Below are 25,092 nucleotides of genomic sequence, written 5' to 3'. Positions count from 1 at the left end.
GATTAATTTTTTTTAGTTTGTTAAACAACTTATTTGATAAGTAAGATCTCCGTTTACTGAGAAAACATGATAAGGCTGCATATCGATAAGTTTTATACCATCAGTATTGAATCCTTTGAATACCTCAGCAACTCCCTTTTCAATTTCTGTCATAGAAAAATTTGCCCGGGTTCTTAATAATTCAACTGCCTCAATTTCTACCTCCATATCAGCTCTGTGAGCAATGTCCGGATAAACCTTATTTAAATTTACCATAAAGACTACTTTAACCTTATTTGTAAACCTTATTCCTTCACTGGTTGTATGCTTATTGTCCTCAATAAAAAAGATAGTTGCGGTATTTTTATCATTTAGAAACACATCTTTATAGTCTTTCCCAGATTTGAACGCCTCAATTGTAGTTCCTTTTGATTTAGATGGGTTTTCAAACACCCGGCCATAAACTTTAACATCACTCCAGGTTAATTTATCAAACAAATGAGTTTGAATTTTTTGAATTGCTTTATCAATTCCTTTTGGATTTGTGATAGTATAGTTCATTTTACCAAACAGATTTAGACGTTACAATTGGCAAAATTGGAAATATAATTTCCCTTGCCTTTCTAATTGATTTCTCCAGTTTGTAAACAATCCCTTTAGCAATGAAATGACCGTTTTCGTTTTTCGCTCCTTCAAGTTCAACCTTTAAAGATTGATAACTCATTTTAGCATTTCGCTCACTGAAGTTTGATCTGGTTGTAGAAATGAACAATTCAATCATTTTAATAGCAACTGTGTAGCCTATAACATCATCAAATATGTTCGATCTCTGTTCAATAACTGAAGAATAATCCTGAGTTAAAACATAATCCACATGTTGATCAAAAATAGATGTCAAAACATTCAAAACAGCCTGTTTACGGATATCAGAAAGAAATAAATTAAAGTCTTCTTCATCCATTTCAGGATCCGGAACCGAAGCGTAAATATTATCTACCAAAACTAAATAGTGATAGAAACTAAATGTTTTTCCCGAATCAGATGTTTCGTTTTCATCAGATAAATCGAAAGGAAGGTCTGATGATATATCAGACCAACCTATTCTTGTTATTAATGCATCTATTGCGTCTTGGCTATACATATTATGCTACTGTTGCTACAACTGAAATTGTATCACTTGCAATTGTTCCTTCACTATCTGTAGCAGTCAATTTAAACACATATGTACCAGTAACTAAACCTGTAGCATTTGTACTTAAAGCTGTAGCAGCACTAAATCCAGCTGTATTTGGTCCAGATACCTGAGTCCAAAGAACTGATTCAATAGTTTTTCCAGTTGCAGCAGTTGCAGTTCCTAATAACGCTTTAGTTGCTGAGTTGGCTGTTGTATCTGCTCCGGCACTAACTATCGGAATAGCAAGTATAGATTTCAATGCAGTTTCTTTTGCATCACTCAATGCATTTACTAACCCAATCAATTGAACATCCGTCATATCAGTTGTTGCAGCAGGTTTAGATTTAACACCATTCAAGGCATTAACCAAATTAACTACCGTTACAGTTGAATCTTCGTAGATGGTAATAGTTGCATCATCTTCTGTTTGTTCTTCTGTTGTTTGAGCTTCATTCGTATCCATTTTGAAAATAGAATTAACATTTTCAATTACAGGAATACCAAATCCAGAAGCCGTAGTAAACTCTTTAAATGGATTAGTTTCTGAATACTTAGAAATTAAAATCCAACTATCAACCGTTGCATAAGTTGCCTGTTTAACTGGAGACTGAGATTCCGGCAAGTCTGACCACACAAACGAACCTACATTCATACTTGTAGTAAAAATAACTGAGTTAGCTTCCCAAGGAGATTTTGAAGTTCTCACTCCGTTTTTCTCGAAATTAACCTTTCTGTTATATACAACAATTGTTAAACCATATTGGTCCATTAATGCAGTGTTAATTGCGCTTAACGAAGGTGCCGCTAAAGGAGTTCCACTAATTAAAATTTGAGTCACGGATTGAGTGTAAAACTCTTTTACTTTTGTATTGTTTTTAAACAAATTAAAAGTAGCTTTATCCATGTGCAAAAACTGAGGCGTTACACCTTTTTCAGACGCTGCATCTAAAATATTATCAATATCTGCTATTGGATCTGATGTTGGATCTGACCAAATCTTTGAAACTCCAAACTTATTGCTTTCCGGATATTTATAGTCAAATCTAATTGCTAATCCTGGATTATCGGCATCAGAAATAGATGTAACCCCAGAAGACAATGCCTCAAGAAACATAAACTCTGCGACTTCCATCATACCTACAATTGCACGAACAGGATCTTGAAATATAAGATTCACAATTTGACCCATCAATGATTTGAAACCTTGCGCTTTCATAATCATTATTTTTTTGAATGTTGATTCATTCAAAGCAAACATTAAACCCACTTTAGGAATTGTTCCAACATTTTTAGAAACAGAATCACGAGTTTTTAACGCTAAACTAGCATCTGTAGAAACCACATCAGCTGCAACAAATACGTTGTCAGAATTTAATGTAGAAACATCAAGTGTAGGTTCATATCTCATTGACAACATTTCTTTATAGGCATACTTTAATGGAGCTTCCGAACCGTTAATTGTTGCATATGTTTGATCAGCTACTGTTTGAAGAGAATTGCCGTCAACGTATTCTATAAATAAACTACTTTCCATTTTTTAGTCTTTTATAAAGTTAATATTTCCCAATGCCGTTTTGATTGTTGAACCAATTTCGTATGGTGCTAAAGCATCGTTTACTACTCCTGCAATTGTTATTGCGGCCATAGGTTTTGCTTTTAGAATATCAGCTGTAAGCACACCTTTATAAGTGTGAGCTCCTGGCAATGATACATATACTCCTGATGAAATATCTAAAGGTTTTAAATTACCTGTTGATGTTTCCTCAATTATTACATGACCTTCTTTGATTGTCAAATCAGTTGGAGTATAACCAGAAACATCTAGTGTTTTCCCTGCTCTGACATCTGCTGTCGTTTTAATAACGCACATCCCAGCAGTAGGATTGATTATTTGCTGAACTGTTCCGTTCAAGTTAGCTGGATCCATGTTTTTAAATTTTGATTAAATTAATTTTTTAATATCCCCTCAACAATGGATTTAGCTGAATCAGCAGACATTTTTTCAACGCCTCTACCTCCACCAGCTGGACCTCCATAAACATTACTATCAGCAGTTACTTGAACTAAATCGGAATATTCAGATTCTAATTCTTTGATTTGATCCTCGATTGGAGTTTCGGAATTAATATCTATTCTGTTTACCCAGCGGTCTTTTAATTCAGGCTTTAATCCTTTTAAGATTTCTGAACTTTCAAAAGTTTTTTGAGCAATTTCTTTTTTAGATTGAGTAATATTTCCAGATTTGATTGATTCTAAGTCAGCAGTAAGTTTTTTGTTTGATTCCAAAATAGCTTTAGCCCAAGCTGGAATATCTTTATCAATTTCAATAACTTCTTCTTCCTCTTCTTCTTTTGATGGTTTTTTCTTTGCTGCTAGTTCTTCAGATTTCTTTTTTTCCGCTTCAAGGGTGCGAGTTCTATCATCCCCTTTTGCAATTTCTTCTATGCTTAACACATCGTTGAAATCATTTATCACTGCATCAATAGCTGTATCATCAGCATCATCTGCTGGTTTTTTTGCAAGTTTATCCGCAATTGCGTCTAGCCTTTGTTGTGATAAATTAGCCTTAGGGAATAACACCTTAAGTCTTGCAATCACTTTTTGTTTTTCTACTGCCATAGTTGTGAGTATTTGTTTCTTAATTATTTAGATAACAAATGTAATAAATATTATTTTTATTTAGACTAAATAAAAATAAGAAATTAAAACATAAAAAAACCACTCGGTTAGGAGTGGCTAGTTAGTGATTTTCTTGTCTCTATTTTGTTACTATTGGAGGTTTAGCTTCTGTTATTTTATTTTCTAATTCTATTTGAAGTACCTCAGCATCATGATCATCTACCAAATCAATTAGTCCTATGGCTGTTTTTTGACTAACAAATTTACCCTCTACAGCATCTTTAAGATAAGTAACTGTTTCAGCAATATCAGATGGTAATATTGAATTAAATTGAATATCATAATATAGCCCTTTACCCTCATTAGCCATTGAAGTATTCGTTGTTTTTGTAACACCTGAAATAATTATATTCAAGCATCTTTCTACAAATGTTCTAGTGTAAGATTGTTTCAAAGAAGCCTTAATGTCAGTTGCCAAAAACATCAGTTTTACTGTTTTTTCAGCAACATTACCAAGTGATTTTAATTTTTCAAGCGATAGATTAGGTATCCCTGAACCGTAAGCGATAGTGTCCTCTAGTTTATCCAGTTCTAGTTTATTGCTTTCGGGTGCCGTTTTTGCTTCAAGAAAACTAACACTTCCTTTTATTACTGTTTTTCCATCATCACCACCTAATTTTATTGGAATATTGAAATGCTTACCACTTTCACTCTTTAAAGGCATATTTTCAACCACACCTTCAGTCACTAAAATAGGATGCCCAGAATAATCATTTGCATCACCTAATTTTGATAAAGCAACTTCGTGTCTATCAATTGGCGATTTAACAGTATACCAAAGTGGTTCGTCTTGGCTATCATATACAATAGGAATTCTATCGAATCCATGAGGTAAATAAGAAAAAGGCACTAAATCTTTTAAATGCAACATATTGTCTGTATTCCATATCTGCACATTATTTATTTCCTTATCACCTTCCTTCATTTTATACTCCCACATAAACAACAGCATATCTCCTTTGGTGTCAAAATAAGGCGTCATTGTTCCTTTAGTATTGTCAAGAACTTTTACTTTTATCTCTTTCACACCTGCTTTGATACTAAAGAATGCTAGAATTTTACTTAAGATAGATGATTCTCCAGCGTCTACAATATAAAATTGCATTGCTACTTGGGTTTGAGAAAATTTTATAATGGTTGAATCTAAAATTTTAGAATCTATTCTGTTTACCCTCCATATCTGTTTTACTAATTTAGCTAGGTTATTATCTTCAGAAGGAATTAAAGTAACAGGTTTTCCAATAACAAAAGCTGCTAAGGTTTCAACAATATTTTGAGCATGATTAATGTATATTTTAACCATTTTAGATACTTTACCAGCATCTAAATTTTTATCCATTTGTATTTTTTCAAGCTGACCTTCTCTTTGGTTTCTATCAAAATCACGGTATTCTTTGATGTATTTATCAATATCATCAGATTTTTTTGTGCTTTGAGATCTTATTGTTTCGATAGCTTTTTTAGGATCTGATTTTAGTAATTCAAGAATATCTTCCATAATATTTTAATAGTTTAAGTTTTTGCTTTGTTCTTCTGTCATTTTGTATGTGGTTGACGTAGTGTTATGCGCCATATGTCCGTATCTGGATGAATCCCATATGTGATTGAAAGAATCTATTGGTTGATTTATTGCAATTCCATTCACCTCTTTCATTCTGTAATTTTCCTTTTCTTTTTTAACCTGTTTGTATAAGTGATTTTTCACTATGTGTATTTTCTTTGCTTTCATTGAGTTAAGCCAAAACATAATAGATTTGGTTTTACTTACTTTAGAGGCGTTGAATAAATCTTTTTTTAATGCTGAAACCATTTCAACAGTTCCTTTATTTTCGCCGGTATACTTATCAGAACTATCGCAAATAACTATATCTCCATCATTACTATATTCATCGGTATTTTTTTTAACACCATGAGCAATTAACACTTCAGCTAATTCAGAAGATGTTTCAATTGGCTCATAACACAAAGGTTCTATCCAAATATTAAACTCATCTTCAGCATATCTATTTAATGAATTAGGATCTGTTGTAAAACCAAAGTCGTTAGTATAAATGTGTGCAATATCTGGAAATGTATCAATCCATGTAACGTGATTGAAAATAACTCCTTTCATTGCACCTCTTAATCCAAGTCCGTAAACCTTCCACATAAATTCATCAGAGGTTCCGTTTTGAATATTTTCCGGATGCGGAGGTGGCTGATTTGTTTTGCTGACTATTTCAACTTTAGACGTTGAACTATTGAAACAGTATATTTCAGAATCTTCTACAAAATAAGAATCAGGTAGCCACGGCTCATAGGATAGTATTTTATTTTTTTCTCCTGATGAAATATGTTTTATATTATCCAAATATGTAGTTCTTAAAAACCCAACATCCGGCCTAGATAATACACTATCAAAAAACCAATGCTCAGTAACCGAAGGATTATAATCAGCCCACCAGAATTTACGGCAACGCATTTCAGATTGATCAAAAACATGTTGCCTTAAAAACATTACCTCATTGTAAAAAGCATAATCACAACCTCCCCCGTGCTTTCCGTCACCCAAAAAGAAAATCGTGCTTTTACCTATTCTAAAGCTTTTAATTTCTTTTGCTTTATGAAATGGATTTGGCAAATCAAAATCATCTAAACGTCTTTTGAAATCATCATAAAGAGTAGTTTTAAACTCGTTGTATGTTTCACGATAAATATTTATTGTGCAAGAATCATTTTGATGAACGTTCAAGCAAAGCCAAATAATTATATCAACTCCGGACCATGTTTTGCCAGATCTGGAAGATCCTTCTAATGCACAGCCTCTGAATCCGGATATTAATTCACCACGTTCATTATAATTTTGTTCAAGTATTGCTGAATGTAAAAAATCATAATTGACATTTTTATCTTTAGGATTGTTGAGCCCTTTTTTTAAAATATCAATATCTCTTTCTTTCAAAAGATATTCTAATTCTAATATTTCGGCATCCGTTATTGGCATTCAATTTAATTTTTAATGAAAACGGTTTTAGTACAGTCAATCCAAACTGGAGGTTGAGTTTGTCCAGATAAAACTCCTAACCATATTTTACCATGAAATAAAAACTTTAGACGCTCCCAAAAAGATGTGGTCCAACATGAGATACATGTCCCGTCTGGATTTTGATAAACGTGAAGTCCGGAGCATTCTTCATCTGTCATTGATACCGGTTTACCTAATTCTATTGTTGATTCTTTAAAGGGTATTGCATTCATCTTTTAATTATTTTGTAGTTATAAATTCCTGTAGACTATTATCATTTGTAGACTTGTTTAAAAAATCCATTAAAGAGTCTGAGTTATTAAAACACATTGATATAAATAATGCATGATTTAGAGCCTCTTTTTTTTCTGGGCCAATATCGATATAAGGGATTCTAGCAATCTTATATTTATTCCCTAAGCTTGTACCAATTACATTAAATGCATCTTTGGTTTTAGAATGAACTACTTTTGTATTTATCTTAGGATTTACAATCTTTTTTGGAGAATCACTTTTAATAACCGAGTTTTCAGCTACATCCAACACGGCGTATCCTATCAAATTAGTATCAACAGTTTCTTTTCCTTCGACAAATACTCTTCCGTTTACAATTTCTATCATGATGTTGGTTGTTTAATTTCAAATCCAGTTTCATAAGAAACAGATTCGATTTTTTGCTTTTCCTCCAGCTTGGCAGTAGTGTTTGCCGTGACCGTTGTAAACATCATCCCGATGAATGCAATTAAGAGATATCTGACTTGTTTCATAGAATACAAAGCTAACATATTTTACAATTAAGTAACAAATTATGTTATTTTTTAATCAAAAGAATATTAACACTAATCTTTTAATTTTGCTTTCAATGCTGCAATCCTTGCATCACGCTCTTCCGGGCTTGAAATCTCAACTTTATTCTTCTGTTCATTATCCTTTTCGTAAAATCCAATATGCTTATTGATTTTCTCCATTGACCATTCTTTTCCGTGAAGTTTAATTTCAATGCCATATTTCGTTTGTTTGATTCCTTCAATAGCTTTTAATTGATCTTCAGTGAGTTTATCGAAAGTCTTTAATCTTAACTCAGTTCTTTTTTCTATAATGGTTGAAACAACTTTATTCTTTCCGGATCCGGTTGTTGTAGTTATTGGAAAGTCATATTCAAAATACTCTACGTATTCATCGATTCTGGCTTTACGAAGGATGTTTAAATGATGAAGCATCTCCTCAGAAGTGATCTTAAATTCTTTATCAGCGATATCAGCAACAACAGATTGCAATTCTATTATCCTTACCGATACCTTACCGACTTTTGATAGTTCGTTGGCTTTTACATGAACTGTTTCAGACTTCATTTTAGAACAAGAATAAGCCTCACGATACGCAGCTGACTTGTCTCCCAAACGAATATAAGCTTGGCAGAATGCTTCTTGTTTTAAAGTGAGATTATTTATTTTCATTGTGGAGTATTGAAAGAACAAAAGTAACAAATATTGCTATTAAGTTGCAAAATATGTTAAAGTTTGTTAAAACCTTATTACGATACCAAAAAGTATCGTACATTTACATGGTAGAATTGAAACGATTATTAATTATTAAATTTAAAATTATGATTACAAGAGAAGTTTATTTGAAAGCTTTAGATATCGTGGAAGCATATCACGATCAGGTTAGATTAGAATCTTTGAATATTAAAGAAGTAGTTGAACCAAAACAAAAGTTAAAAGATTTAGAAGAGGTTGAAATTGGGGATTTTGTAAAATGTGTTTTTGTCCATTCAGCTAGCACAATTCACCTGACAAAGGAAAAAAAATATGAGGTTATAAACACTGACAACTACAGATTCATGATTGAAACTGACTCAGGAAAAAAGAAGTGGTATCACAAAGACAATGGACACTTTAGAGCTTTAAATTAATTAATCAGAGGGGGTGTAAAAACCTCCTCTTAAAAAAAACAATTATGCCTAATAAATTAAAAAATATACCTAAAAAAATTGTTATTTGGTGGAAAGCAGAAATACTTGATTATCCATATTGGAGAGTTTCTAATCAAGATGATGAGTGGATTGGAGGGTTTACATATAAAATAAACGCAAAAAGAATTGCAAAATCAAAAAACGGTAAATTTTTCATTGATTACAATTTTATAATAATGCGTGATCATAATTCAAAATAAACAAAAAAACCTCTCAATACGAGAGGTTTTTACCTTTTGTAGAAAGGAAACTTAACTATTAAAATTAAATTTGCAGTAAATATAATAATTAAAACAATATGGAACCAATTGACAAAATACACAAAGTACTTAATGATTTCGGAATGACTGGCGTTAAAGCTGCCGATGCTATGGGAATTGCTTACGCTACTTTCAAAAGCAAAAACAATCCAAATAACACTAGACATTCATTCAATGAAAAAAATCACCAAGATCTTATATCTTTTATCAAAAAGCAAGCTGAAAAACTGTAATAATATTTTTATCTCCGGCCCGTGTAACTTATTGCCTTAGATACTTATTTTAAAGGAATGTTTAAAATACTGAAATACGAAAAAAATGTAGTTCAAATTAATTTGATTGAATACTAATTTCGTAGCCAAATAAATTGTTTCCCTTTCCATTTATGTAAAAAATGGCTTCATTTTTGGATTTCATTTTAACGCTATCGCAATATATCCATGAATAACTAGAATTTTCGTTAGATTTTAATCTTATACAAAAATCTCTTCTTTTGCCAGTACATGACACTAAAATTAATATAGTCAGAAGTAAGGTTATTTTTTTCATAATTATTTTATTGGTTTTATTTTGTTGACTTTATTTAGGATATCATCAACATCTGAATCTTTTATTTCAGAAACAGATTTATATCCTTGTGCTTTTCCGTACTCTAAAACTGCCTGTACTTCTAATTTTGTCAATGATTTACCGTTATGTTGAAAAGCTTTGTAACTTCTGTCTATTTGATTTAGACAGCCTTGTATATCTGCATCCATAAATTATATTTTTAAAATAATGATAATTGATCCTGTTGAGGTTGTTCCTGGACTATAGGAATTTCTTCTTTTAATTCTGGTTTATTTTCAAACATCCGGTTTAGATAATCAATCATTGGTTGTGTTAGTTTTTGGTGATCTGGATAGTAAAACCATAATTCTTCAATCTGTCTGAAGCGTAAACCCCGAATTGTATTATAGCTTTCGTATACTATCTTATTTTCGGTCCAAAAGTGAGAGTGGTTCTGTTATTTTGTCAGCATGAAAATAATTTTTTAGTTTTTATCATCTTTATCTGCACAATAATTACAGCAGTTATAATCTATTTGGCTAAATTGATTATAAGGAGCTTGACAATATGAGCAAAATTCCTGCTCACATCTTTCACAAACATGCAATTCTTCATCTGCTTCATTATTAGTGCAGCAACGGCATTCTTTTAATTCTCTGAACTCCCAGAAAGAAAGCTTTCCTTTTACATTTAGAATTGGTTTGTCATAAAGGATAGGATTAGCTAACACCCAATTATAAATTTTTTTATCTTTTGGAATTGGATAGTGATTCATTGGTGTTTTTTCAGCCCAAATACTTGAATGATTAATAACGCAATCAACAATATCAACTTCACCGATAATAGCAGAGGTTAAAAAGAATTTATCATGCTCTTCTTGTTTATGTACATCAACCCTCTTCTTTATCACCTCCCATTGATCTACTGGAAACGCTAAATTATTTCCTTTGAAAAATGGATAAACTTTTCCAGATGCATGAATATAAATCCTGCCTCTGAAATTAGTTCGCCAGGTTCTGTTCTCAATGTCCTTTATCCCGGCAGCTATTAGATGCGCCCAAGGTTGTTTGATAGATAATGCTTTCATGATGTTACACGATTAATTATTTCGTCAAGCCTTTTGTAAGTCTCAGTTCCTTTATCGTAGGTTTCAAATATTTTAACCAGCTCTTGAAACATTACAGGAGCAACTGCAATCAAATTAAAGTTATCCGAAACCTCACTTTCAAGTTGGTCCTGAGTTTATTCTGTAGCTTCATCGTAAATTGATTTTGTACAAATGACGTTTCCATCTTGATCCTGAATTGAAGTGTCGGACCAGCTATGCTCTACTACTTCCCATTTTACATTTTTAAACTTACTCATACATCTATAGTTTTAATTAGTTGTTTTGCTTTCTCCCAAACTTCCGGCATAGATTTTAAATAAACTTCATCTTTGCCTTGACTATCTTTCCAGTCTTTAAGTTGAACCAATTCTTTTAAAACTTCCTTTATCGGTTCAGCATAATCAACTGCCAGTTGAGTTATATCTTCAATGGTTTGCTCTTCTGTTTTTCCTAAGAATTGCATTAAACCAATTTGAAATCCTATCTTGTATTTTAATTGATCTGTTGTCATGGCTTTAGTATAATGGTGGATTTAATACATCAGTTGGTTTATAATGTGTAATTAATTTATCTCTTACATGTAATTTAAGATTACTATAACCAATAGCCTTGTCGGAAACAAATGTTCCATCTTTCTCAAATCTGCAAATATCAAATTCTATAGATTTATCTTTCGGTAAATCGGCTTCACTATCAATTTTAATCCAACCGTTGTTATCTTCTAAGCCTCTCAAATCTTTAGGGCGAACCAAAGTAGTTCTGTAATCCACATCAGGTTCTTGATAATGCTTTGCATCTAAGTTGCCTATGTCGAAGTCCTCCGGGAGATCATTGAAATCAATCCAACCACCTTCATCAAAGCTTGATGGCTCGAAACCAAGTTCGATCCATTCCATTTGTATTTTTGTTTCTTTAGTCATCACTAAGCTATTTTATTAATCAAGTCAATAGGATTCAATCCTTCCCTTTCAGTAAGATTGTAAATTGTCATTGCTTGATTATTGGTTTTAGTTAATCCGGTTTTTAATTCTATTTCCCATAACAAACCAAATAACTTAGCTTGCTCCAAATCAATATCCTTAACATACATTTGCCCCGGAACTAATTCCTGTGCCCAAAAGTTTGAATAAGCATCATAGTCTTTTTCTTTATTAGGAACTACAACTTCATCATAATGCTTTTTCACTTCATCCCAGTTTAGCCAGGCAACATAATGAGGCGTATATCCATCGATTTGAAAGCCACTTTTAAAAGGTTTAGAAACTTGTTCTGGTTTGAACTGATCAACTACTGCTTGTGAGCAGAAATAATAATTTGCATCCATAATTTATAATTTTATTAATCGCGGTTTTGTAAAGTCGAAAAGCTTTTCTCTGACTTTTTCAACTGGATAGTTTTTGATTAAAGCTTTGTAAATTTTATAATGTTTTGCACACATGAAATAGAAATAGTTCATGTTCATGAAATGAGGAGTAATTCGCTTATGATAGTAAATTGGATGAATACCATAATCTCTAACTTTTGTTGATCTGCAGCAGTTTTTTCCTGAGCATATCCATTTGAATAAATCATGATCTACAAGTTCAAGTTGTTCACTTGACATATTCATTAATTCCTGTTTTGCATTTTCTTCATCATTCATAAGTTTATGGTGTATTTATGTAATAAATTGAATTATTACGTATTTTGGTTTTATTCTATATCGTGACCATTGTCAGCCAATTCTTTTAGTCTTTTCTTTGCTGTTGAAATAGTATCTTCAGCATCAGAAATTGTTTCTTTTAGGTCTGAAATTTCTTCATCAATATCAATCTCATCTTCTTCAAGTTCGTGACAGTCTGAGCATATTGTTGTTTTAGGAAACCATTTTTTTGAACCATATCCGGTATGTAGATCAAACCATTCACCGCATTTTTGACATGGAGTCGGCATCTCCATATTTTCCAATTCAGATCCTTCATATTCGAATTCACCATCTATAAATTCCATAAGTTTAATTTTTTTGAGTTAATAAAAAACCGCCCAATTAAGGACGGTTTGAAAGTCTGGCTATAATTTGACTGGATTCAATGAAAATTCCCTTATTATTCCATTCAGTGATACGATCATTATAACTAGCTACCTTGGCGACAACCAAAAATTCCCATATAGAATAAGGATATTATCTTTTTCCATTGTCTATGATATACATAGACACTTTTACAACTACTGCGAATAGAATTACTATAGAAATCCATTCTGTGACTGTAAATCCTAAATATTTTTTCATGATTGTATTTTTTAAGTTATTAATGATGGCATAATTAACATGAGAAGTTTTTCTTCTGGAACTTCTCCATCTGCAGGAGTTATAATTGCTGCTCGATTTGGTAGTGAAAATTCAAAGTTCAGTTCTTCAGAATTTAAAATGCTAATGATTTCGGACATGTATTTTGCATTAAAACCGATTATAGTGTCTTCGCCTTGATAATTGCAATTTAATCGCTCATCAGCCTTATTTGAGTAGTCAGCATCCTCAGCAGAAAGCTGTATTTCGTTACCGGCAAAATTAATCACAACTTGTTTGGTTGTTTTATTTGAGAATATAGAAACACACTTTACGGAACTTAAAAGCTGATTTCTATTAATAATTGCTTTATTGGGATTTTCCTTTGGAATAACACTTTCGTATTTTGGATATTTACCTTCAACCAGTCTCGAAAGAAGTACGTAATCCTCAAAAGTAAAAATTGCATTTGTTTGATTGTATGATAACTCTACCTCAACATCTAATGTTGAAAGAATACCTTTTAAAACATTCAAAGGCTTTTTTGGAACAATTAAATCGATTTCCTCATCTGAAATAATATCTGTTCTTGAATATTTTACCAACTTATGAGCGTCCGTTGCGACAAAGTTTAACCCTAATGGTGAAAACTGAAACAAAACACCTGTCATTGTTGGCCTTAAATCATCTGTTCCGGTGGCGAAAATTGTTTTATTAATTGCTTTTGCTAAAACTTTAGAATTGATAATTGAAGTCTGAGCATTTTGGAGTTCCACGGATTTAGGATAATCTTTTGCATCGGCATAAGCAATTGAATAAATTCCGGACTCTGAACTTATCTCAATAATACTGTTTTCCAAAACCGAAAAGACAAGAGGCTGCTCCCGAAACGTTTTTAAAATATCTATCAGCATTCTGGCCGATATCGCAACGGATCCTTTGTCCGGAGATGTAATTTCCAATGTTGAGGTAATTGTAGTTTCCAAATCCGTTGCGGTTATTTTAAGCTGATTCCCATCAATTTCAAATAAGAAGTTATCCAATATTGGGAGTGTGTTTGAAGAATTGATAACTCCATTTAAGATTAATAGTTTTTCTAATAAATTTTTACTGTTTAATGTGATTTTCATATTGTGATTTGTATTTAGTTAAATCTTGTTTTATGTGCTGAATGTTTCGCCAGCATGAGCCAAATTCCCTTGGCACATTTCCGTCCAGATCAAGGATATTAAATATTGCATCCTTGAATTTATTTACTGCCATCAATACAATTAAGCCGCCTTCCTGAAAGTAATAGTGAGGTTCATATTTTACTTTCATTCCATCATTTACAGCTGCCAATATATCATTGGCAGCCTTTGATAGTTTTTCGTTTCTTTGATCTATTTCGTATTCTTCGAAAAGGTTTAGCTGGCTCATTATCCTGATATTTTCATTGAGTGTTGTTGCAATGATCTGTAATTGTTTTTCACTAATGCTTTTGCTTGGTTTACCTCAACCGCATTTCCGATAAACTTCTTTTGCTCAGTTTGGGTACCTATCAGTTTATAGTCTTTTGGAAATCCTTGAATTTGTTTTAATTCAGGAATATTTAGCATTCTCATTTTAATATCAATAACTCCATGAGAAACCATAAACTTTTTAATAAGGATCATCGTTTCAGAATCACTTTCATAAATTGGAATTGTTATTTCGCCAAGTTCAGTTGAAACTAGATACAAAGGGGCTTTATCTTGTCGCGCAACAACCGTACAACATGGATTTTCAATACTACCATTATTTCCACCCCAAGCCGGATTGAATATGTATTGCTTAGCTTTAACTATATAAGGGTACTTATGACAAGCTAATATAGTTGCAGATGGTTCATCAATGCTTTTTCCAATATTATTAAAATTGGTATCCATTATCCAAGGCTTTGTTTTAACTAAGGCAAACTTTGGATTTTGCGTTAAACTTCCTATTGGACTTTCTATATCTGTAGGTAAAGAATTACCGTATTGTTGATCTATAAAATTTACATCAACTTTAGCAACTCTATCCTTAGTTGTTATTGTTGGACATGGTTTATCAATTGAATGAACGCCTCCATTACCATAATAAGTATTCAGATGTGAAGCTGTGACAATAGCTTGGCCACCTACAGTTGTAATTGTTCCGGCCGGACCATCAACTCCAATTACTTTACCTTCTGGCCTTCCAGAATAATACTTCTTCAGGAAAACAGATTTTACCAAAGCATGAGTTCCATTTGTACAAATTGTACCCATTGGTTTTTCAATAGAATTTACTTTTTGTTCTGGTTTTATTTTGCCACCATTGTAACGTTTAGTGAAAACTTCATCTCCATTAGCGACAAATTTTAAAAGACCAGCGTAAATTCTTTTAAGTGTATTGTCTGAAAGTCCCTTTTTTCTTTCAAATATGCTTACACCTTCATCATCTAGATCTAAAACTTCTCGAACTGCTTTCCATTTATCCATAGGAAATAATGGACTTTCAACTTTGTCTTTTGTATGTGTTTGTTCTGGCCATGCTATTGGTAAAGATTTAATACCAACTCCAGTAGTTAGCCTTTTTGCAAATTGAATAAATAATCTTTCTCTACTTTGGTAAGCTCCATAATTAGCCGAATTCAATATTCTTGAATCGTATTGATAACCATGTGAACAAACTTTATCAATCCAGTATATATAATCTTTACCAGCTGTTCTTGATATTGGTTTACCTTTTTCATCAAGAGGACCCCAGCTCATAAACTCCCTGACATTTTCAACCCAGAAGTAATCAGGATCTAAAATTGTTAAGTACATAAACATGTGATCTGCTAAAGTCCGACTATCCGCATCTCTAGCCTGACCCCCTTTGGCCTTTGAAAAATTGGTACATTCCAGAGAAGCCCAAATATTTATTTTACAGTTAGGAAAAGCTTTTCTAAGTTCATCACATAAATATTTAAGTTTTTTAACAACTTCGAAATCTCTAATATCTTCTGTAAAATGCAATGTATCAGGATGATTTTGAGCGTGGCTTAAAATTGCCTTTTTATCATGATTAACACATGCTGCAACAAACATATTTGGAATGTCTGTAAAGTGAATTCCTGTAGAAGTTCCGCCGGCACCGCAAAATAAATCAATCCAAAAAACAAGCTGAGTTGATGAATCAGCCTGTTTTTTTACATGATCAATAAATGCTTTTGTTTCTATTTGTAATTGAGAATCTGTCATATCGCTAAATCAAATAAAGTTGGAACACTGATTTTGTACTCGATTGATTTCAGGTAAAAAAGACCATCATCATAATAATTTGGATTCAGCTCTGCAGATATCGATTTGCGTTCCATTTCAAGTGCTTTATATGCCGTGGAAAACAAACCTCCGAAAGGATCATCAACGACATCGCCTTTCATTGTAAATCTGTTTATCAATCTTTCGATGATATCCAATTGAAGCGGGCAAATGTGCTTTTCCTTTTTTCGATTGGCTTGATTTGCGTTAAGAGTATGCATTCGATTTACATCTGTCCAAACCATATCCGTTGGAGATGTTGGTGGAATGGTCATAAATAAACGACTTAGTTTATTTGCCTTTTCCAGATCATTGCAAACTTTCAAATGCTCATCATAGCTGTAAACATTATTTTTGTCAAATTCTCGCCAACGGTTAAAAACTGCTTTCATATCACATGCAGCCAATTCTTCATAACTCATAAATCTATCGCCGGAGGATTTCCAATATGCGTGAGCATCAAGTTGCCATTTATCAATTGAATAAATCTCTTCAATTGGTGAAAAATCATTTGCTTTACATTTTGCACAACAAACATCTTCTTCAATAATTACAACTTCCTTTTTCTCCTTTATATCAATAATCTTTTGACAAGTATTACAATAAACCTCACTTTCGTTTTTAGCTTTGATTACTGGCTCATCTGCATAGGCATTATTCATCTCACTTGGTCGCTTTCTGAAAAGCAAAACATACTCCGGAAGTCCAACTCCCATTTTTGTAGCATCTTTGCATTGTTCTGACCATCCTAAACGATACGTTTGATTATTTTCACGAACTACATCGGTTGTTACGGTTATTTTTCCAACTAAATAAAAACCATGTTTTACAAAGTGTGCAACGGTTTTTCCTGAGAAATCATCGATTGTTGTAAAAGATGTTCCATTTTGATATGAATAACGGATTCTGTCTTTAACATGGATTGCAGCTATTTTGCCAGGCTTTAAAGTTCGAAGCAAATTAGGCGTTAGAAAATCCATTTGTTTGAAGAATTCTTCATTTCCATTATTATGTCCGAAATCATTATAATTGTCTGAGTATTCATAATGATCACCAAAAGGAATTGAAGTCAAAATCATGTCGGTTGAATTATCTTCCATTTGTTCATGAACATTAACCGTATCATCATTGAAAACTTTTGCATTTCCGATTACTGCACTTCTTGGATTTTCAAATATTTGTCTTTTCATGTCAGCTGTAATTTTATCTGAGTTAAGTCCATATTCTCGGACGATATTTATCATTTCAGTTTCCATTTCAATGTGTTGTTTCCATTTTCGCATGAGCTCTTTAAAAACTTCTCTTTCAGCTTCTGTAAAAATTGCCCAAACATCAACTTCAAATTCTTGAAGGAACCTCATAATTCTGTGAATTGCCTGAATGAAATCATTGAATTTATAATCAATACCAACAAAAACAGCTTTATGACAATGCTTTTGAAAGTTGCATCCTGAACCGGCTATTTTTGGTTTAGTCGAAAGAATTTTATATTCACCATGTTTAAATGAAATCAGTTTTTTTTCCTTTTCGGTGTTTTTCTGACTTCCTGTTATAGTTTGCAGATCAAAACCCTTGAATAATTTTTGAATACAATCTCTTTCTCTGTCTACATGATGCCAAAGAAGCCAACTTTCATTAACACCATTCTCTTTAACAATTTCAAGAGCCTTATTGGTTCTGAGTAAAACAGTATCTCTTTTTTCTTTGGAAGTTTCTGACAAACCTTTTCTTGGTTTTTTAAACATCACCAGATCCCCATTTTCATCTACTATTTCACCTTCATAATCATCTGGTATTTCTATAGGGTGAAAATTCAATTTTGGCAAATTGTAACCTGTATCATCATATCCCAAATCAGAAGGTTTGTTGATGAAAACCGCCCATGATGAAACCCATTTCCAGAATTCTTCTTTTTTATTTTCGTAAAGTGTAAGATGGCCGGCTTTTGTTGAATCTCTTTGAAAGAATCTTGTAAGTGCGTGACCTCGATCAATAACTCCTAAGTAATCTGCATAATTTAATATCTCTATGAAATCATTTGGCGTTGGAGTGGCTGTAGCAACAAAACGGTATTTTATTTTACGGAAATGTTTTAAAACGTAGTTTGTTGTATCTGTTTTAAGATTTCTCAAAATACTTGCTTCATCAAAAGAAACACCTCCAAAAAATTCAGGATCAATATCTCCTTTTCGGACACGCTCATAGTTGGTTACGTATATTGCAAGTTGTGATGTATCAACCTCATCAGTATCTGTAATATATTTTAGTGAAAATTCTGCTCCTAAGAGATCATTATCATCTCGGAACTCTCCAACTACGCCCAATGGCATACAAATCAAAAAAGGTTTTCCCGTAATTTTTATAATTAATCTGGCAATTTCAAGCTGCATTAATGTTTTACCTAAACCGAAGCTGGCAAATATTGCCCGGCGACCTCCTGATATAGCCCAATGAATAATATCTTTTTGATGAGGTTTTGCTATCGGATTGATTAATGATTTATCAATTTCAGTCCCGAAAGTTCCGGCTACAACAATCTTTGCTTCTAAAAATTCTTTATAATTTTTCGGATTCTGCATTTGTTGATTTATTTTTAAATTGATAGATTTTATTTCCGTTTGGCAGCTCTTTAATTTCGGTAGGCTTTTGATTAAATGATAGAAACTTTAAAAGGTTTTCATAAGCATTAATTTCGCTTACTCCTTTTACTTCTATTTCTATTTTGTTTGGATTATAAATTGTTGTATTTGCAGTCCAAACACTATTTACAATTTTGATTGTTTCAATTTTATCAACACTGATATGTTCTAAATTCATGATGATTGTTTTCAAGGTTATTTTGAATTTGGTTAGGCAATAAAAAAGCCCTCTATATGAGAGCCAAATTTTTTAATTCGATAAATTGAAGAATACTATCTTCCAAATATTAGCATGAAAGCATCACGCTGTTCTTGATTGGTTCTTCCATCATAACCAGTCAACTTTTTGAAGTAGTCATTGGTTATTTTGGATTTTTTAGGTTGAATCTTATGATGTGTAATTTTTAAATACTCACACATTTCCACAATCTTATTTGCAGTTTCAAAGTTTCGGCCTAATGCAGCACCAATGTTTGAATTCCATTTTGAAGATTTGTCTGTTTTTGAGTGCCAGTTTGATTTATTAAGAGAACCTAATTCTACATATACTTCTAAATCTGGGTGCAATTCTTTCAATTCTTTGAAATAATCAAAAAGTTGGAAGAAGGCAAGATTATCAAGTTTTAGTTGGTTTCCGTTTAAAAAAGCTACACCGGATTTATCAACATCAGGATCAATACCAACAAGAAATTTTTCTTTTGGTTGTTTCATGATTTCAGGCAATTTTGTTTAGGAATGGATCCTGGAATAACCTCGTAACTTAATTTTTTAATTGAATTATCCAGAGAATGCCCTATTTCAATAAAAGGCTTAAGTGTTAGACCTACATCACTCAGATCAACAGGTATTTTAGTTTCTAAATATTCAATTCCTAATTTGGATATCTGAATCTTTATGTCAATCAACTTATTTATTATATTTTGGTTTTCCATTTTTTAGATTGTTTTAAAATTAGATTTGCTTTGAACAGTATCATAATGAAATTGAACTTCTTCTACCAACTTATCCAATGTGAATTCTTTTATCTTTTCAAGCCTGCAGTGAATTTTCATCATTTCATTCACAAGCTTTGGAAAAGAATCCGGCGGGCAAAATGGCATAAAATCTCTGTAGCTTTTAAGTTGAATTTCTAATCGGTTTCGTTGGCTGATGTGGTTCATGACTTTAAGATACTTTCAAACCAGTCATTAGAAGTATCTGGGTTTGTTGAAAAATCAGAACATTTTTTTGGCATTGGTTCTTGATATTCAAATGTTGAAGGATATTCGACATGAAGATTTTTTCTTTCTATTGACCATGGGAACATTAATTTATCCAATTTAGCACACTTAAAAACTAATATTTTCTTGGTACTGTAATGCTGCTCTTCATTTCCATAGTCATAATAACTTTCAAAATCAACATCCAATTCTTCTTTTTCTAAATGGATACAGCCATTCATACACGCTTTTTTATTTTCAGGATTACAATTACATATTTTTTCATGTGTATCCATTGCGTGCTTTCGCTTCAATTCTTTTTTACAAAAATCACATTTGTAAAGCGTTACGTTTTCAATTTTTTTCATAAAATCAGGGATTATATTTACCAGGAACCGAACGTCTTTTTAATATTAAATAATGCATATAAGGCTTCATTTCTTGCTTTTTTTCCCAATCAGAAATAGTGTCTTCAAGCATTTGCCTATCCATATATTTCACCATTTCGTCAATTTCAAGATGCATTTTTGTCTCTTTTTCTTTTCTTGTTTTTTCAATTCTTCTTTTTTCATAAAATTGAGCTACTGGATGGTTTTTAGAATCAATTTCGTTAGAAATTAAGCTATATTCTTGTTTTTTCAAGCGTTCAAATTCCATATATTTTTTTTCTAAATATTCCGGAAACCATTTATTTAAAATGTTCTGACCGTCCAATTTATAATCTTTTCCATCGCCAATAATGCCTTGCCGTACTTGCTTTAACATTAAGACAACATCTTCAATAGTTTCATATGGATATTTTTCTATGATGTCAATAGCTATTAATGGCGCCTGAGTATTGCTAATATTTTTACCAACATTAAAACTTTCTGAAAATCGCATTAGTAAGTATGTAACAACTTTTACCATGTTTATTTCTCCTAAAGATTTTTCCAGGCTTTTAATTTTTGTGCCGTCAATTGCATTTTGAAGGTTGATGTTTTTTTCAAGAATCAATAATTCAACTTGGTCCTGTGATACCAAACATTGCATCAACTGCATTGTTAGCGGATTTTTTAAGGTCAGCATCTGTTCTTTGTGAATGGACACTTCGTATATTTTCTTTTCTTGCATAATTATCTTCTAAAATTTTTAAAAAATTAGCCGGCTTGAAAATCCAATCAAAACTGGCTATCCAATTATCTTTGTTGATTCCTTGTAGAAAATCTGAATCTCTAGTTTTTTGAATTACAAGTTGAATGGATTCTTTACCATGTTGTTTTTCTAAAACCAATATTCTTTTTTTTCTGGCATCTGACATTTTTTTTACTTCTGGTAAAAGGCCTCGGTTTGCATTAAAAAAAGAAAGAAGTTTATTAAAATCAATCTTATGATTGTCGGGTTGATTTTTTAAATCAACAACTCCGTTAGGAGTATCTTCTTTACTTTTCTCTTCTTTTCTCTTCTTTACTTTATTCTTCTCTTCTTTAAGGATAACTTCCGTAAGATTGACCTCTTTAACGTTCAATCTTACGCTAGATTGACTGTTTTTTTGCCTTATTTCTTCCAATATGTCGCTATATTGAAACATTTTGCCTTTTCTATTTCGATATGCATCTTGAATACTATCTGAAAATTTTTGACTATAAATCACTTTAAAATCATCAAACAATAATTTGTCTATAGCGCCTAATTTTGCCAAATCGGTTAAAATAGCAAGTGTTTTTTCTTCATCAATTTTAAATACAGAAATTAAAAACATCAATGTCATATCATCAGAAATGTCGATATAATGATTTTTAGCTTTTCCAAGTTGCTCCAATAATTTAAACCAAGTAGCATAGCCATCATTTCCGTACTTTGTTTCAATAATATGCATTTTACGTCCATGAGTACAATCATGCGGAAAATAGTCTACATCTTTTCTTTGCTCTCTTGCCATAATTACTATTTATTAAAAGGTACATTTGTTAGTTGCCGGCCATTATTCCAAATAGCAAATCTGCCTTTAGAATCAACCTTAATTTGCATTGTTTCTATCTTTCCAAAGAAGTTTATATTACCTCCCATATCTACAAACCAACCTGTTTTTTTTGTGCCATCTGGATAAGTAAATATTCTCATCACTCGGCCAACAATTTGATAATACAGAGAAAGTGACATTGTTGATCTGGCCATCAAAACAGCTTCAAGTGCTGGATAATCAAAACCAGTTGTCAGAACACCTACATTTATTAGGCATTTTATTGTTCCGTTTTTGAATTGACCGAGAATTCGTTCCCTTTCTTCTTTTTTGGTTTCTCCGGTTAAAATTGCAGATCCTGGAATACGTTTTTGAACAGCTTTAGCTTCTTCAATTAAGGAGCAGAAAATCAAAATATTTTTCCTTTTACTTAAAATCGTTAAAGCCGTTTTTACAATTCTTGATGGCATATCAATTGACTTATAATATCTTCTCAATGATGTTTGAGTAAAGTCAGTTCCGGAACTATTAAGTTCTAATTTGCTTCGATCAATAACATCGAAGTTGTAGTATTCCAATGGCGCCAAAAAGCCGGCATTAAATAAAACATCATTTTGAACGTAATACAAAACATTATCAAAAATTGCAGGTTTACTACGAGTTATAAAGGTTAATTGCGGACCGGTTGAAGTTTGCTCTAAACGATAAGGTGTTGCTGTTAATCCTAAAACTTTAGATTCCGGAAATGCTTTTATAAAATCGTTATACATTCCAGCATCAGAATTTACCAAATGGCATTCATCAATTAAAATATTTTTCAATCCTTTGAATAAGTGCTTTTTATTAATGATACTCCCAATAGTACAAAAGGTAACTTTATCAATTCTTTTTTCACCTGCAGATGCGCTATAAATGGAAGCTTTACCATAATTACTAAATTTTTCGAAGTTCTGTTCAAGAATTTCTTTTGAAGGCTGGAGAACAATTGTTTTGCCCTCCAGCGGTTCTAATATTTTAGCAATTACAACAGATTTTCCTGATCCAGTTGGAAGTATAACCAACGAATTACCCTTTGATGTTCCTTTAAGAAAATTAACGCTTAGATCAATGGATTCACTTTGATAAGGTCGTAATTGAAAAGCCATTATTAAATTTTTGCATTATCAAAAGCAGCATCTTCTTCAGAAAAGGACATATGAACCTGATTAGGATCATCCTGAGGTGCTGTTTTTCCATTCATATACAATTCAACCTCATCAATTGCATTCTGTACTCTTTCCTTCATCTCGCTTAAATACAAATAAGCTGATGAATATTTAATTTTTGGAGTTTCGAACTTAACAATTCCATTCGTTACCTCTTTCCATCCTGAAAGAATAACAGACTTATTTTCTTCAACTCCTGATATTTTAAATCCAGTAACATGGTATTTTTCAGTTTCGATTTCAGCCTCTAATTCTTCCAATGGAGTAACATTAGTATTGCCGGTATAGGCATCATCAAGATGTGCGTAAAATACATCAAGCTGATCGAATCTAATTTGTAGTTCATCATGAACAATATGAGCTCCTTTTCTATTTAATGTATCTCCTTTTGTAGGCCCTTTCAAAAGTTCGTATGAATAAGCACATAAGGCATCACTTATTGACGCTCCTTTAATCTCGACCTCTTTATCTGAGATTTTTTCTAATGCATTTATAAATTTATCAGAATTGATAGTTATTGTCTTTGTCATGTAATTATATTTTATTGGTTAATCTTTATAAAAAATTCTTTGTAATTGCCTTCCTTGTACTCCCATTCAATCGGTACGTTCCAGATATCCTTCAAATCTTTAATCCTTCTACGCAAATCGCCAATCTTATAATCGAGTAATGCTTTAGTTGTTGTTAAGCGTTCGCCTCTTAAAAGTGCCTCATAAACGATTCTGCATTGATTTGAAAATTTTTCTTTGTTTCTTTCAAAATGCTCCTGATTACTTATTTTATTTTCCACATGATGAAGTTCATCGAAATTGATTTCTTGCTGGTTCATAAATATTGCTCGTTATTCTTTACCTGAATTTCTATTTCTCTCAATAAAGCTAAGTCAGAAGGTTGTGGAAGATAAATACCTGCTTCTTTGCTTGAATAATCTCTAAATCGATCAATTGCTAATGTCAATTCATCTTTAGTAAGGTTGGCTAAGCTTTTGTATTCAATTCTAACTTCTGCAGTTATCCGGTTTACAAATTCATATTCAAATATTCCCGGATTTACAAGTTTTTTGAAGTACTCTAACTTGATATATTCTAATTGTTCACCATATTCCAATGCAAACCATGACATAATCAAGTGTGCATATTTTAGCTGAGGATAAGTTTTAGGAACTTTTTTTGCAGATAGCTCAAATACTTTATTATGCTTTACAAAATAGTTGAACTTCTCAACAGCTCGCTGGATATCGATGGGTTTTTCTGGATTGTAAAGCATAATTTTTTATTTAAATTGTACCAGTTCTTTAAATTTATCTAATCCATATGCATTGTTTTTTATCAACAATGGCAACAAGTCTTTTGCTTTAATTGGATTGATTTCTTTAGTTTCGTTATTTACAACTTCAAACTCTAACCCATTTCTTTGCATAAAATCTCTAACTCCAGTATCACATGCCCCAGTAATCAATCGATAATGTTTAACTGTCAATAAGGAATCTTCTTGTATTGGCTCTTTTTTTAGTTTTTCTGATATAATTTTAAATTGTAAATCTTCATTAGCTTGCTTTAAAGATTTACCATGAGCGTGTGTGTTTTTACCATCTGTAACGATGTACATTTTTTCTTTAGAATCAAGTTTTCTAACAAAATAATGCCCTTTTTTCTTAGATAAAACCTCTGTAAATATGCCATCACATAAAATGTATTTACCATTTTCCCATGATAAAATTGGATTTCCATAATCTTTACATTGTACATTATGTTTCAGGCTTCCGAGGTCAAGAGAACCGCCAACCGTTGGGTTGAATCCGTCAGGAATTGAAGTCAGGCTTC

At 32.1% G+C, this 25,092-nt stretch carries 38 protein-coding genes; 3 read left to right on the top strand and 35 right to left on the bottom strand.

Annotation, left to right across the window (positions count from 1 at the left end):
* Positions 1-12 precede the first annotated feature (12 nt).
* From PMI10_RS03195 to PMI10_RS21520, 11 genes are all read right to left on the bottom strand, one after another.
* Positions 13-540 carry a hypothetical protein gene (locus tag PMI10_RS03195; protein ID WP_007804420.1) on the bottom strand — a complete coding sequence of 176 codons (528 nt, stop codon included), beginning with the start codon at positions 538-540 and terminating at the stop codon, positions 13-15.
* Position 541: 1 nt separating this feature from the next.
* Positions 542-1,120: a hypothetical protein gene (locus tag PMI10_RS03190; protein ID WP_007804417.1), complete on the bottom strand. Its 579-nt coding sequence runs from the start codon at positions 1,118-1,120 to the stop codon at positions 542-544.
* Position 1,121: 1 nt separating this feature from the next.
* Positions 1,122-2,687, bottom strand: a complete 1,566-nt coding sequence (locus PMI10_RS03185) for a major capsid protein (protein WP_007804415.1) — start codon at positions 2,685-2,687, stop codon at positions 1,122-1,124.
* A 3-nt stretch (positions 2,688-2,690) separates the two neighbouring features.
* On the bottom strand, positions 2,691-3,080 hold the full coding sequence (locus tag PMI10_RS03180) for a hypothetical protein (RefSeq protein WP_007804413.1): 390 nt from the start codon (positions 3,078-3,080) through the stop codon (positions 2,691-2,693).
* Positions 3,081-3,100: 20 nt separating this feature from the next.
* Positions 3,101-3,772, bottom strand: a complete 672-nt coding sequence (locus PMI10_RS03175) for a hypothetical protein (protein ID WP_007804412.1) — start codon at positions 3,770-3,772, stop codon at positions 3,101-3,103.
* A 139-nt stretch (positions 3,773-3,911) separates the two neighbouring features.
* Positions 3,912-5,330: a phage portal protein gene (locus PMI10_RS03170; protein WP_007804410.1), complete on the bottom strand. Its 1,419-nt coding sequence runs from the start codon at positions 5,328-5,330 to the stop codon at positions 3,912-3,914.
* A 6-nt stretch (positions 5,331-5,336) separates the two neighbouring features.
* Positions 5,337-6,815, bottom strand: coding sequence for a hypothetical protein (locus PMI10_RS03165; protein ID WP_007804409.1), 1,479 nt, complete (start codon positions 6,813-6,815; stop codon positions 5,337-5,339).
* Between the two features lie 5 nt (positions 6,816-6,820).
* On the bottom strand, positions 6,821-7,069 hold the full coding sequence (locus tag PMI10_RS03160) for a hypothetical protein (protein ID WP_007804408.1): 249 nt from the start codon (positions 7,067-7,069) through the stop codon (positions 6,821-6,823).
* A 7-nt stretch (positions 7,070-7,076) separates the two neighbouring features.
* On the bottom strand, positions 7,077-7,457 hold the full coding sequence (locus PMI10_RS03155; protein ID WP_007804407.1) for a hypothetical protein: 381 nt from the start codon (positions 7,455-7,457) through the stop codon (positions 7,077-7,079).
* Positions 7,454-7,603, bottom strand: a complete 150-nt coding sequence (locus PMI10_RS21990; protein WP_157489703.1) for a hypothetical protein — start codon at positions 7,601-7,603, stop codon at positions 7,454-7,456. The genes PMI10_RS03155 and PMI10_RS21990 overlap by 4 nt, the downstream gene beginning before the upstream one ends.
* A gap of 72 nt (positions 7,604-7,675) precedes the next feature.
* Positions 7,676-8,293, bottom strand: a complete 618-nt coding sequence (locus tag PMI10_RS21520; RefSeq protein ID WP_007804405.1) for a terminase small subunit — start codon at positions 8,291-8,293, stop codon at positions 7,676-7,678.
* A 149-nt stretch (positions 8,294-8,442) separates the two neighbouring features.
* On the opposite strand from PMI10_RS21520, the gene PMI10_RS03145 reads away from it, so the two are divergent.
* The 3 genes from PMI10_RS03145 to PMI10_RS03135 all read left to right on the top strand — a co-directional run bounded on the left by PMI10_RS03145 (position 8,443) and on the right by PMI10_RS03135 (position 9,304).
* Positions 8,443-8,751, top strand: coding sequence for a hypothetical protein (locus PMI10_RS03145; RefSeq protein WP_157489701.1), 309 nt, complete (start codon positions 8,443-8,445; stop codon positions 8,749-8,751).
* Positions 8,752-8,795: 44 nt separating this feature from the next.
* Positions 8,796-9,011, top strand: coding sequence for a hypothetical protein (locus PMI10_RS03140; RefSeq protein ID WP_007804403.1), 216 nt, complete (start codon positions 8,796-8,798; stop codon positions 9,009-9,011).
* Positions 9,012-9,109: 98 nt separating this feature from the next.
* Positions 9,110-9,304, top strand: a complete 195-nt coding sequence (locus tag PMI10_RS03135; RefSeq protein WP_007804402.1) for a hypothetical protein — start codon at positions 9,110-9,112, stop codon at positions 9,302-9,304.
* 318 nt (positions 9,305-9,622) lie between these two features.
* Here PMI10_RS03135 and PMI10_RS03130 read toward each other — a convergent pair whose 3' ends face one another.
* From PMI10_RS03130 to PMI10_RS21510, 24 genes are all read right to left on the bottom strand, one after another.
* The gene (locus PMI10_RS03130) at positions 9,623-9,829 is read right to left on the bottom strand and encodes a hypothetical protein (protein ID WP_007804400.1); all 207 of its coding nucleotides are present in this window, start codon (positions 9,827-9,829) and stop codon (positions 9,623-9,625) included.
* Between the two features lie 275 nt (positions 9,830-10,104).
* Positions 10,105-10,707, bottom strand: coding sequence for an ASCH domain-containing protein (locus PMI10_RS03125; protein WP_007804398.1), 603 nt, complete (start codon positions 10,705-10,707; stop codon positions 10,105-10,107).
* Positions 10,708-10,862: 155 nt separating this feature from the next.
* Positions 10,863-10,985, bottom strand: a complete 123-nt coding sequence (locus PMI10_RS22380; RefSeq protein ID WP_007804397.1) for a hypothetical protein — start codon at positions 10,983-10,985, stop codon at positions 10,863-10,865.
* Entirely contained in the window at positions 10,982-11,239 is a 258-nt protein-coding gene (locus tag PMI10_RS03120) for a hypothetical protein (RefSeq protein ID WP_007804396.1), read from the bottom strand. The genes PMI10_RS22380 and PMI10_RS03120 overlap by 4 nt, the downstream gene beginning before the upstream one ends.
* A 4-nt stretch (positions 11,240-11,243) precedes the next feature.
* Positions 11,244-11,648 carry a hypothetical protein gene (locus PMI10_RS03115; protein WP_007804395.1) on the bottom strand — a complete coding sequence of 135 codons (405 nt, stop codon included), beginning with the start codon at positions 11,646-11,648 and terminating at the stop codon, positions 11,244-11,246.
* Positions 11,649-11,650: 2 nt separating this feature from the next.
* Positions 11,651-12,052, bottom strand: a complete 402-nt coding sequence (locus PMI10_RS03110) for a hypothetical protein (RefSeq protein WP_007804393.1) — start codon at positions 12,050-12,052, stop codon at positions 11,651-11,653.
* A gap of 3 nt (positions 12,053-12,055) precedes the next feature.
* Positions 12,056-12,370: a hypothetical protein gene (locus PMI10_RS03105; RefSeq protein WP_007804391.1), complete on the bottom strand. Its 315-nt coding sequence runs from the start codon at positions 12,368-12,370 to the stop codon at positions 12,056-12,058.
* Positions 12,371-12,420: 50 nt separating this feature from the next.
* Positions 12,421-12,717 (bottom strand): hypothetical protein, encoded by a 297-nt coding sequence (locus PMI10_RS03100; protein WP_007804389.1) that lies wholly within the window; start codon positions 12,715-12,717, stop codon positions 12,421-12,423.
* Between the two features lie 291 nt (positions 12,718-13,008).
* Positions 13,009-14,124: a DNA polymerase III subunit beta gene (gene dnaN, locus PMI10_RS03095; RefSeq protein WP_007804385.1), complete on the bottom strand. Its 1,116-nt coding sequence runs from the start codon at positions 14,122-14,124 to the stop codon at positions 13,009-13,011.
* Positions 14,102-14,413, bottom strand: coding sequence for a hypothetical protein (locus PMI10_RS03090; RefSeq protein WP_007804383.1), 312 nt, complete (start codon positions 14,411-14,413; stop codon positions 14,102-14,104). Before PMI10_RS03090 ends, dnaN begins: the two co-directional genes overlap by 23 nt.
* Positions 14,413-16,224 carry a DNA cytosine methyltransferase gene (locus tag PMI10_RS03085; protein ID WP_007804381.1) on the bottom strand — a complete coding sequence of 604 codons (1,812 nt, stop codon included), beginning with the start codon at positions 16,222-16,224 and terminating at the stop codon, positions 14,413-14,415. The genes PMI10_RS03090 and PMI10_RS03085 overlap by 1 nt, the downstream gene beginning before the upstream one ends.
* Positions 16,221-18,863, bottom strand: a complete 2,643-nt coding sequence (locus PMI10_RS03080; protein ID WP_007804379.1) for a DNA methyltransferase — start codon at positions 18,861-18,863, stop codon at positions 16,221-16,223. The genes PMI10_RS03085 and PMI10_RS03080 overlap by 4 nt, the downstream gene beginning before the upstream one ends.
* Positions 18,841-19,101, bottom strand: a complete 261-nt coding sequence (locus PMI10_RS03075) for a hypothetical protein (protein ID WP_007804378.1) — start codon at positions 19,099-19,101, stop codon at positions 18,841-18,843. The genes PMI10_RS03080 and PMI10_RS03075 overlap by 23 nt, the downstream gene beginning before the upstream one ends.
* A 95-nt stretch (positions 19,102-19,196) precedes the next feature.
* Positions 19,197-19,634 carry a hypothetical protein gene (locus PMI10_RS03070; RefSeq protein WP_007804376.1) on the bottom strand — a complete coding sequence of 146 codons (438 nt, stop codon included), beginning with the start codon at positions 19,632-19,634 and terminating at the stop codon, positions 19,197-19,199.
* The gene (locus tag PMI10_RS03065) at positions 19,631-19,855 is read right to left on the bottom strand and encodes a hypothetical protein (RefSeq protein ID WP_007804373.1); all 225 of its coding nucleotides are present in this window, start codon (positions 19,853-19,855) and stop codon (positions 19,631-19,633) included. Before PMI10_RS03065 ends, PMI10_RS03070 begins: the two co-directional genes overlap by 4 nt.
* A 3-nt stretch (positions 19,856-19,858) precedes the next feature.
* The gene (locus PMI10_RS03060; RefSeq protein WP_007804372.1) at positions 19,859-20,083 is read right to left on the bottom strand and encodes a hypothetical protein; all 225 of its coding nucleotides are present in this window, start codon (positions 20,081-20,083) and stop codon (positions 19,859-19,861) included.
* On the bottom strand, positions 20,080-20,490 hold the full coding sequence (locus PMI10_RS03055; RefSeq protein WP_007804370.1) for a hypothetical protein: 411 nt from the start codon (positions 20,488-20,490) through the stop codon (positions 20,080-20,082). The genes PMI10_RS03060 and PMI10_RS03055 overlap by 4 nt, the downstream gene beginning before the upstream one ends.
* A 4-nt stretch (positions 20,491-20,494) precedes the next feature.
* Positions 20,495-21,118: a hypothetical protein gene (locus PMI10_RS03050; protein WP_162129556.1), complete on the bottom strand. Its 624-nt coding sequence runs from the start codon at positions 21,116-21,118 to the stop codon at positions 20,495-20,497.
* Between the two features lie 4 nt (positions 21,119-21,122).
* Positions 21,123-22,043 carry a DUF4373 domain-containing protein gene (locus PMI10_RS21515; RefSeq protein WP_007804367.1) on the bottom strand — a complete coding sequence of 307 codons (921 nt, stop codon included), beginning with the start codon at positions 22,041-22,043 and terminating at the stop codon, positions 21,123-21,125.
* Positions 22,044-22,048: 5 nt separating this feature from the next.
* Positions 22,049-23,209: a DEAD/DEAH box helicase gene (locus PMI10_RS03040; protein WP_007804366.1), complete on the bottom strand. Its 1,161-nt coding sequence runs from the start codon at positions 23,207-23,209 to the stop codon at positions 22,049-22,051.
* A gap of 2 nt (positions 23,210-23,211) precedes the next feature.
* The gene (locus tag PMI10_RS03035; protein WP_007804365.1) at positions 23,212-23,799 is read right to left on the bottom strand and encodes a hypothetical protein; all 588 of its coding nucleotides are present in this window, start codon (positions 23,797-23,799) and stop codon (positions 23,212-23,214) included.
* 11 nt (positions 23,800-23,810) lie between these two features.
* On the bottom strand, positions 23,811-24,098 hold the full coding sequence (locus PMI10_RS03030) for a helix-turn-helix domain-containing protein (RefSeq protein WP_007804363.1): 288 nt from the start codon (positions 24,096-24,098) through the stop codon (positions 23,811-23,813).
* Positions 24,095-24,535 carry a hypothetical protein gene (locus PMI10_RS03025; RefSeq protein ID WP_007804360.1) on the bottom strand — a complete coding sequence of 147 codons (441 nt, stop codon included), beginning with the start codon at positions 24,533-24,535 and terminating at the stop codon, positions 24,095-24,097. Before PMI10_RS03025 ends, PMI10_RS03030 begins: the two co-directional genes overlap by 4 nt.
* Positions 24,536-24,541: 6 nt before the next feature.
* Positions 24,542-25,092, bottom strand: a 551-nt coding sequence (locus tag PMI10_RS21510; RefSeq protein WP_007804358.1) for a hypothetical protein, incomplete at its 5' end; no start/stop codon positions are given.

The organism is Flavobacterium sp. CF136 (assembly GCF_000282055.1).
GTDB lineage: Bacteria > Bacteroidota > Bacteroidia > Flavobacteriales > Flavobacteriaceae > Flavobacterium.
This window is presented reverse-complemented; position numbering and strand designations above follow the sequence as displayed.

What these genes read in the sequence shown, in the direction of transcription:
- PMI10_RS03135 (WP_007804402.1), top strand. Translation starts at nt 9,110, where the DNA reads ATGGAACCAATTGACAAAATACACAAAGTACTTAATGATTTCGGAATG.
- PMI10_RS03040 (WP_007804366.1), bottom strand. Translation starts at nt 23,209, where the DNA reads ATGGCTTTTCAATTACGACCTTATCAAAGTGAATCCATTGATCTAAGC.
- PMI10_RS03060 (WP_007804372.1), bottom strand. Translation starts at nt 20,083, where the DNA reads ATGAACCACATCAGCCAACGAAACCGATTAGAAATTCAACTTAAAAGC.
- PMI10_RS22380 (WP_007804397.1), bottom strand. Translation starts at nt 10,985, where the DNA reads ATGAGTAAGTTTAAAAATGTAAAATGGGAAGTAGTAGAGCATAGCTGG.
- PMI10_RS03110 (WP_007804393.1), bottom strand. Translation starts at nt 12,052, where the DNA reads ATGGATGCAAATTATTATTTCTGCTCACAAGCAGTAGTTGATCAGTTC.
- PMI10_RS03125 (WP_007804398.1), bottom strand. Translation starts at nt 10,707, where the DNA reads ATGAAAGCATTATCTATCAAACAACCTTGGGCGCATCTAATAGCTGCC.
- PMI10_RS03080 (WP_007804379.1), bottom strand. Translation starts at nt 18,863, where the DNA reads ATGCAGAATCCGAAAAATTATAAAGAATTTTTAGAAGCAAAGATTGTT.
- PMI10_RS03070 (WP_007804376.1), bottom strand. Translation starts at nt 19,634, where the DNA reads ATGAAACAACCAAAAGAAAAATTTCTTGTTGGTATTGATCCTGATGTT.
- PMI10_RS03140 (WP_007804403.1), top strand. Translation starts at nt 8,796, where the DNA reads ATGCCTAATAAATTAAAAAATATACCTAAAAAAATTGTTATTTGGTGG.
- PMI10_RS03115 (WP_007804395.1), bottom strand. Translation starts at nt 11,648, where the DNA reads ATGACTAAAGAAACAAAAATACAAATGGAATGGATCGAACTTGGTTTC.
- PMI10_RS03165 (WP_007804409.1), bottom strand. Translation starts at nt 6,815, where the DNA reads ATGCCAATAACGGATGCCGAAATATTAGAATTAGAATATCTTTTGAAA.
- PMI10_RS03065 (WP_007804373.1), bottom strand. Translation starts at nt 19,855, where the DNA reads ATGGAAAACCAAAATATAATAAATAAGTTGATTGACATAAAGATTCAG.
- dnaN (WP_007804385.1), bottom strand. Translation starts at nt 14,124, where the DNA reads ATGAAAATCACATTAAACAGTAAAAATTTATTAGAAAAACTATTAATC.
- PMI10_RS03105 (WP_007804391.1), bottom strand. Translation starts at nt 12,370, where the DNA reads ATGAATGATGAAGAAAATGCAAAACAGGAATTAATGAATATGTCAAGT.
- PMI10_RS03160 (WP_007804408.1), bottom strand. Translation starts at nt 7,069, where the DNA reads ATGAATGCAATACCCTTTAAAGAATCAACAATAGAATTAGGTAAACCG.
- PMI10_RS03130 (WP_007804400.1), bottom strand. Translation starts at nt 9,829, where the DNA reads ATGGATGCAGATATACAAGGCTGTCTAAATCAAATAGACAGAAGTTAC.
- PMI10_RS03030 (WP_007804363.1), bottom strand. Translation starts at nt 24,098, where the DNA reads ATGAACCAGCAAGAAATCAATTTCGATGAACTTCATCATGTGGAAAAT.
- PMI10_RS03190 (WP_007804417.1), bottom strand. Translation starts at nt 1,120, where the DNA reads ATGTATAGCCAAGACGCAATAGATGCATTAATAACAAGAATAGGTTGG.
- PMI10_RS03120 (WP_007804396.1), bottom strand. Translation starts at nt 11,239, where the DNA reads ATGACAACAGATCAATTAAAATACAAGATAGGATTTCAAATTGGTTTA.
- PMI10_RS03035 (WP_007804365.1), bottom strand. Translation starts at nt 23,799, where the DNA reads ATGACAAAGACAATAACTATCAATTCTGATAAATTTATAAATGCATTA.
- PMI10_RS03185 (WP_007804415.1), bottom strand. Translation starts at nt 2,687, where the DNA reads ATGGAAAGTAGTTTATTTATAGAATACGTTGACGGCAATTCTCTTCAA.
- PMI10_RS03100 (WP_007804389.1), bottom strand. Translation starts at nt 12,717, where the DNA reads ATGGAATTTATAGATGGTGAATTCGAATATGAAGGATCTGAATTGGAA.
- PMI10_RS03055 (WP_007804370.1), bottom strand. Translation starts at nt 20,490, where the DNA reads ATGAAAAAAATTGAAAACGTAACGCTTTACAAATGTGATTTTTGTAAA.
- PMI10_RS03025 (WP_007804360.1), bottom strand. Translation starts at nt 24,535, where the DNA reads ATGCTTTACAATCCAGAAAAACCCATCGATATCCAGCGAGCTGTTGAG.
- PMI10_RS03145 (WP_157489701.1), top strand. Translation starts at nt 8,443, where the DNA reads ATGATTACAAGAGAAGTTTATTTGAAAGCTTTAGATATCGTGGAAGCA.
- PMI10_RS21990 (WP_157489703.1), bottom strand. Translation starts at nt 7,603, where the DNA reads ATGAAACAAGTCAGATATCTCTTAATTGCATTCATCGGGATGATGTTT.
- PMI10_RS03175 (WP_007804412.1), bottom strand. Translation starts at nt 3,772, where the DNA reads ATGGCAGTAGAAAAACAAAAAGTGATTGCAAGACTTAAGGTGTTATTC.
- PMI10_RS03085 (WP_007804381.1), bottom strand. Translation starts at nt 16,224, where the DNA reads ATGACAGATTCTCAATTACAAATAGAAACAAAAGCATTTATTGATCAT.
- PMI10_RS03195 (WP_007804420.1), bottom strand. Translation starts at nt 540, where the DNA reads ATGAACTATACTATCACAAATCCAAAAGGAATTGATAAAGCAATTCAA.
- PMI10_RS21515 (WP_007804367.1), bottom strand. Translation starts at nt 22,043, where the DNA reads ATGGCAAGAGAGCAAAGAAAAGATGTAGACTATTTTCCGCATGATTGT.
- PMI10_RS03155 (WP_007804407.1), bottom strand. Translation starts at nt 7,457, where the DNA reads ATGATAGAAATTGTAAACGGAAGAGTATTTGTCGAAGGAAAAGAAACT.
- PMI10_RS03170 (WP_007804410.1), bottom strand. Translation starts at nt 5,330, where the DNA reads ATGGAAGATATTCTTGAATTACTAAAATCAGATCCTAAAAAAGCTATC.
- PMI10_RS03090 (WP_007804383.1), bottom strand. Translation starts at nt 14,413, where the DNA reads ATGAGCCAGCTAAACCTTTTCGAAGAATACGAAATAGATCAAAGAAAC.
- PMI10_RS21520 (WP_007804405.1), bottom strand. Translation starts at nt 8,293, where the DNA reads ATGAAAATAAATAATCTCACTTTAAAACAAGAAGCATTCTGCCAAGCT.
- PMI10_RS03180 (WP_007804413.1), bottom strand. Translation starts at nt 3,080, where the DNA reads ATGGATCCAGCTAACTTGAACGGAACAGTTCAGCAAATAATCAATCCT.
- PMI10_RS03075 (WP_007804378.1), bottom strand. Translation starts at nt 19,101, where the DNA reads ATGAATTTAGAACATATCAGTGTTGATAAAATTGAAACAATCAAAATT.